The organism is Pseudomonas sp. K2I15 (genome assembly GCF_002204795.1).
GTDB lineage: Bacteria > Pseudomonadota > Gammaproteobacteria > Pseudomonadales > Pseudomonadaceae > Aquipseudomonas.
This window is the reverse complement of record NZ_NIXO01000119.1, coordinates 1-6,128: the sequence shown is the minus strand read 5'-3', so window position 1 is coordinate 6,128 and position 6,128 is coordinate 1. Positions and strand designations below refer to the sequence as shown.

Annotated in this window: 6 protein-coding genes; all 6 read left to right on the top strand. The window is 62.4% G+C overall.

Translation table 11 applies throughout. The annotated features are described in order from the left end of the window. The first annotated feature begins 37 nt into the window (after positions 1 to 37). Complete coding sequence (fmdA, locus tag CEC48_RS30480; protein ID WP_088427209.1) at positions 38 to 1,267, top strand: formamidase; 1,230 nt, start codon at positions 38 to 40, stop codon at positions 1,265 to 1,267. Positions 1,268 to 1,269: 2 nt separating this feature from the next. Beyond that, the gene (locus CEC48_RS30475) at positions 1,270 to 1,617 is read left to right on the top strand and encodes a zinc ribbon domain-containing protein (protein ID WP_088427208.1); all 348 of its coding nucleotides are present in this window, start codon (positions 1,270 to 1,272) and stop codon (positions 1,615 to 1,617) included. A gap of 15 nt (positions 1,618 to 1,632) precedes the next feature. Further along, positions 1,633 to 2,676 carry an aliphatic amidase gene (locus CEC48_RS30470; protein WP_088427207.1) on the top strand — a complete coding sequence of 348 codons (1,044 nt, stop codon included), beginning with the start codon at positions 1,633 to 1,635 and terminating at the stop codon, positions 2,674 to 2,676. 151 nt (positions 2,677 to 2,827) lie between these two features. Beyond that, positions 2,828 to 3,784 carry an AAA family ATPase gene (locus CEC48_RS30465; RefSeq protein ID WP_088427206.1) on the top strand — a complete coding sequence of 319 codons (957 nt, stop codon included), beginning with the start codon at positions 2,828 to 2,830 and terminating at the stop codon, positions 3,782 to 3,784. A 50-nt stretch (positions 3,785 to 3,834) separates the two neighbouring features. Next, positions 3,835 to 4,407 (top strand): DUF2239 family protein, encoded by a 573-nt coding sequence (locus CEC48_RS30460; RefSeq protein WP_088427205.1) that lies wholly within the window; start codon positions 3,835 to 3,837, stop codon positions 4,405 to 4,407. Positions 4,408 to 4,429: 22 nt separating this feature from the next. Further along, a complete protein-coding gene (locus CEC48_RS30455) occupies positions 4,430 to 5,785 on the top strand; it encodes an MATE family efflux transporter (RefSeq protein ID WP_088427204.1) in 1,356 nt (451 codons plus the stop codon). Positions 5,786 to 6,128 lie beyond the last annotated feature (343 nt).

Sequence of the window (6,128 nt, the reverse complement as noted above, 5' to 3'; positions counted from 1 at the left end):
GCTCCCAACATCCAAGCCACCCTGCGGGAGCACCTCGATGACCGACACCCTGATCACAGTCGACCTCAACCAACCCGTCACCGAAAACGAGCAAATCCACAACCGCTGGCACCCGGACATCCCGATGGCCTGCTGGGTCAAACCCGGCGATGACTTCATCCTCGAAACCTACGACTGGACCGCCGGCGCCATCAAGAACAACGACGACGCCAGCGACGTGCGCGACGTCGACCTCTCCACCGTGCACTACCTTTCCGGCCCAGTGGGCGTACACGGCGCCGAACCCGGCGACCTGCTGGTGGTCGACCTGCTCGACATCGGCGCCAAGGCCGACTCCCAATGGGGCTTCAACGGCTTCTTCTCCCGCCAGAACGGCGGCGGCTTCCTTACCGACCACTTCCCCAGCGCCCAAAAAGCTATCTGGGATTTCAAGGGCATGTTCACCAGCTCCCGCCACATCCCGGGCGTCAACTTCGCCGGCCTGATCCACCCCGGCCTGATCGGCTGCCTGCCCGACCCGGTGATGCTCGCCGACTGGAACCGCCGCGAACAGGAACTGATCGACACCAACCCGACTCGCGTCCCACCGCTGGCCAACGCCCCCCTGGCCGCCACCGCCCACATGGGCAAACTCAAGGGCCCGGCCCGCGACGAAGCCGCCGCCACCGGCGCCCGCACCGTGCCGCCGCGCGAGCATGGTGGTAACTGCGATATCAAGGATTTGTCCCGCGGTTCAAAGATCTACTTCCCGGTCTACGTCAATGGCGCCGGCCTGTCGGTGGGTGACTTGCACTTCAGCCAGGGCGACGGCGAAATCACCTTCTGCGGCGCCATCGAAATGGCCGGCTGGGTGCACATGAAGGTCGAGCTGATCAAGGGCGGCATGGCCAAGTACGGGATCAAGAACCCGGTGTTCAAGCCAAGCCCGATCACCCCGAACTACAAGAACTACCTGATCTTCGAAGGCATCTCCGTCGACGAACAGGGCCAGCAGCACTACCTGGACGTCAACGTCGCCTACCGCCAGGCCTGCCTCAATGCGATCAACTACCTGACCAAGTTCGGCTACTCGCCGGCCCAAGGTTATGCGTTGCTCGGCTCGGCGCCGGTGCAGGGGCATATCAGCGGCGTGGTGGACATCCCCAACGCCTGCGCAACGTTGTGGCTGCCGACCGAGATCTTCGAGTTCGACATCAACCCCAACGCCAACGGCCCGACCAAATTCCTCGACGGCAGCATCGACCTGCCCATCGCACCGGACCTGTAGCCATGCCGACCTACGAATATGCTTGTGAGTCCTGCGGCACCTTCACGATGCTGCGGCCCATGGCCCAGCGTCACGAACCCAGCCAGTGCCCGTATTGCGACAGCCCGGGCGGGCAGTTGCTGTTGTCGGCGCCGGCGCTGACCACCTTGTCGGCCAACCAGCGCAAGGCGATCGCCGGCAACGAGCGCAGCGCCCATGCGCCGCAAACCGTCGGCGAGTATCAGGAGTCGCGCAAGCACCCGGCGGGCTGCAGTTGCTGCGGCACCAGCAAACCGGTGGTGCCGAGCAAGGCCAACCCGCTGGGCCTCAAGACCAAGACCGGGCCACGGCCCTGGATGATCAGTCACTGACCGAGGAAATTTGCAATGCGCCATGGCGACATATCCAGCAGCCCCGACACGGTCGGCGTTGCTGTCGTGAACTACAAGATGCCGCGCCTGCACAGCAAGGCCGAGGTCATCGATAACGCGAAGAAGATTGCCGAAATCATCGTCGGCATGAAGCAGGGTTTGCCCGGCATGGACCTGGTGGTGCTTCCCGAATACAGCACCATGGGCATCATGTACGACCACGACGAGATGATGGCCACCGCCGCGAGCATTCCCGGTGAGGAGACGGCGATCTTCTCGGCGGCCTGTCGCCAGGCCAACACCTGGGGCGTGTTTTCCCTGACCGGTGAACGCCACGAAGAGCATCCGCACAAGGCGCCGTACAACACGCTGGTGCTGATCAATAACCTCGGGGAGATCGTGCAGCGGTACCGCAAGTGCATTCCGTGGTGCCCGATCGAGGGTTGGTACCCGGGCGATCGCACCTACGTGTGCGACGGGCCCAAGGGCATGAAGATCAGCCTGATCATCTGCGACGATGGCAACTACCCGGAGATCTGGCGCGACTGTGCGATGAAAGGCGCCGAACTGATCGTGCGTTGCCAGGGCTATATGTACCCGGCCAAGGAACAGCAGGTGCAGATGTCCAAGAGCATGGCCTGGGCGAATAACTGCTACGTGGCGGTGGCGAATGCGGCGGGGTTCGACGGGGTGTATTCGTACTTCGGGCACTCGGCGATTATCGGTTTTGATGGCCGTACCCTGGGCGAGTGCGGCGAGGAGGAAATGGGCATTCAGTACGCCCAGCTGTCGGTCTCGCAGATCCGTGATGCACGGGCCAACGACCAGTCGCAGAACCATCTGTTCAAGCTGCTGCACCGTGGCTACACCGGCATGCATGCCTCGGGCGACGGGGACAAGGGCGTGGCGGATTGTCCGTTCGAGTTCTATCGCACCTGGGTGCTGGACGCGCAAAAGGCCCAGGAGAATGTCGAGGCATTTACCCGCAGTACCGTCGGTGTCGCCGAATGCCCGGTGGGGCAGTTGCCCCATGGCGGTAAAGAAAAAACGGCGGGTTGATCTTGGCGAAACGCGACCCTGTGGCGAGGGAGCTTGCTCCCGTTGGGCTGCGCAGCAGACCCGGGATTTCAGGGCCGCTGCGCGCCCCAGCGCGAGCAAGCTCCCTCGCCACAGGTTATTCATTGTCCTTTTGATCGTTATAGGGTGAGGCATGCGGTTTACCTTTGAACCGGCCCAGGTCATGGCCTTGCTGCGCAGCCGTATCGTTGGCCAGGACGCGGCCCTGGCCCAAGTGGAAGGGCTGCTCAAGGTGGTCAAGGCCGACATCGGCGAGCGTGAGCGGCCGTTGAGCGTCAACCTGTTCATGGGACCTACCGGGGTCGGCAAGACGGAAATCGTCCGGCTGCTGGCCCTGGCCCTGCACGGCCGCGCCGACGGGTTCTGCCGTATCGACATGCACACCCTGGCCCAGGAGCATTACGCCGCCGCCCTGACCGGTGCGCCGCCAGGTTACGTCGGCAGCAAAGAGGGCATCAGCCTGTTCAACAGCGAACTGATCCAGGGCAGCTACAGTCGCCCCGGCATCGTGCTGTTCGACGAGCTGGAAAAGGCCAGCCAGGAAGTGGTGCGCAGCCTGTTGGGCATTCTGGAAAACGGCCAACTGACGTTGGCGGGCGGCAGCCGCACGCTGGACTTTCGCAACAGCCTGATCTTCATGACCAGCAATATCGGCGCCCGGCAGGCGCGTCGGCATCGGCAGCGTTTTGCCCCGCTGCGCTGGTTGGGGCGTGGTGAAGCGGGGGTGTTGGAGGACGCCTTGCACAGTCATTTCGAGCCGGAATTTCTCAATCGCATCGACCGCATCCTGATGTTCGAGCCCATCGATCATCAGTGGCTTGAAGCGCTGCTGGAGGTGGAATTGGGCAAACTCAATCAACGCCTGGCGGCGCAGCAGCGGTCGCTGGTGCTGGATGAGTCGGCGCGGGCCTGGCTGTGCCGCGACCACGACGCACGGTTTGGCGCGCGCGCCTTGGGCCGTCGATTGCGGGTGGAGCTTGAGCCGGCGATTGCCGAATGCCTGTTACGCGATCCGGGTGTACGGAACATGGGCGTCACAGCCGGCAGTGATCATTTGGTTGTTTCGCCACAAGCGGCTTGCAACAAATAAATTTCAAGCTAATATAATCCGGGTAAAACAATAACATCCGGGTAATAGTTATGAACACGCCAAATTCTCCCTGCTGCACCGCCTTCCTTGGCCACCAACGCGTGGCTGCCGGTTCTTACACCGACGTTGCCGAAAACCTGGCCAGCCTCGACCTGTCGGCGGGCAGCTTGCTGGTGTTTGATGACGCCAGCGGTGTTCAGGTCGACTATCCCTGGCCAGTCGGTTACGCACCCCAGCAACCGACGGTTGCGGTGACCGAGGCCGAAGTGCCAGTGTCACCTTCCGTAGGTCGACCGAAGCTGGGTGTGGTCGCCCGTGAAGTCACCCTGTTGCCACGGCATTGGGAGTGGCTGGGCCAACAACGCGGCGGCGCCTCGGCGGCGTTGCGCCGGCTGGTGGATGAAGCGCGTAACGCCCATGCCGAGCACGATGAGCGACGCCAGGCGAAGGAATCCAGCTATCGTTTCATGAGCGCTCTGGGCGGCGACCTGCCGGGTTTTGAAGAAGCCTCGCGGGCGTTGTTTGCTCAGGATGGCGCTGAATTTTCCAATAAGATTGCGCACTGGCCGGTGGATGTGAAGTTGTACCTGGCCTGGTTGTCACGCAACGCTTTCCCTGCCTAATTGCATCGAGACCCGAACCTTCATGGAAGTCACCCAGCAACGACCGTTGTGGCAGATCTACCTGATCTTTCTGGCACCCATGGTGCTGTCCAATTTCCTCCAGAGCTTTTCCGGCACCCTGAACGGTATCTACGTCGGGCAAATGCTCGGCACCCAGGCGTTGGCGGCGGTGTCGGGGATGTTCCCCATCGTGTTCTTCTTCATCGCCCTGGTGATTGGCCTGGGGGCCGGCGCTTCGGTGCTGATCGGCCAGGCGTGGGGCGCGCAGGAAACCTCGATGGTCAAGTCGATCACCGGCGCGACCCTGACCCTCGGCGCCTTGATCGGGGTGATCGCAGCAGTATTGGGCAGCGTGTTTGCGCGCCCGGCCATGCAGGCCTTGGGCGCGCCGGTGGACGTGCTGGATGACGCGGTGGGTTATGCGCAGATGATGATGCTGATCATGCCGCTGCTGCTGGTGTTCATCCTGTTCACCCAACTGCTGCGGGGCGTGAGCGACACGGTGTCGCCGTTGTTGGCGTTGGTGGTGTCGACCACCGTGGGCCTGCTGCTGACCCCGGCGTTGATCAAAGGCTGGCTGGGCTTGCCGCCGATGGGCATCCAAAGCGCGGTGTTGGCAGGGCTGGTGGGTAACGCCTTGGCGATGACGTTTCTGGTGCTGCGCCTGCGCCATAAAAACCACGTGATGGCGCCGGATCGCGAGTTGATGGCGGCGTTGCGGCTGGACCGGGTGATTCTGGGCAAGGTGCTGCGTATTGGGTTGCCTACCGGGTTGCAGATGGTGGTGCTGTCGCTGTCGGAGTTGGTGATTCTGGCGTTGGTCAACAGCCATGGTTCACAGGCGACGGCGGCGTATGGGGCGGTAACGCAGATCGTTAACTATGTGCAGTTTCCGGCGTTGTCGATTGCGATCACCGCATCGATTCTTGGGGCGCAGGCGATCGGGGCAGGGCGGCTGGAGCGGATAGGGCCGATTCTGCGCACGGGGATTTTGATCAACCTGTGCCTGACGGGTGGGTTGATTGTGTTGGGGTATGTGTTGTCGCACTGGTTGCTTGGGTTGTTCATTACCGATGTTGATGCGCGGGTGAAGGCTGAGCATCTGTTGCACATTATGCTCTGGAGCATTCTGGTGTTTGGGTTCCAGGCGGTGGTGGGCGGGATCATGCGGGCCAGCGGGGTGGTGCTGGTGCCGGTGGGGATTTCGATCGTTTGTGTGTTGGGGGTGGAGTTGCCGGTGGCGTATCTGCTGAATGCGCGGTTTGGGTTGGAAGGGGTCTGGATGGCGTTTCCGGTGACGTACCTGGCGATGTTGGGGTTGCAGACGGCGTATTACCGGTTGGTTTGGCGGCATAAGCAGATAAAGCGGTTGGTGTGAGTTTTGGGAGGGTTGAGTACATATCCGTTGCTGCGGTAACGGCTTCCTAGGGTTCCGCTCTTACAGCGGCTCACTTTTGAACAGCGCAAAAGTAAGCAAAACGCTCTGCCCCGCCTGTCGGCGCCTCGCTTAGGCTCGGCGTGCCCTCACTCCGGCACCGCGAAGCGGGCCGCCGCGACGGCCCGTCCCTGGCCCGTCGCGGCTAAACCGGCGTCCTGCCGGTTTACCCGCTCCTCAATACCTGCGTTCGGCCTCGGGCTGAATGGGGCAGTCAGATCAAGATCAACAGCAAGAGCACAGCGGCCTACCGGCCGGCTTGAGTGTTAGAAGCAAGGTCAAGGGC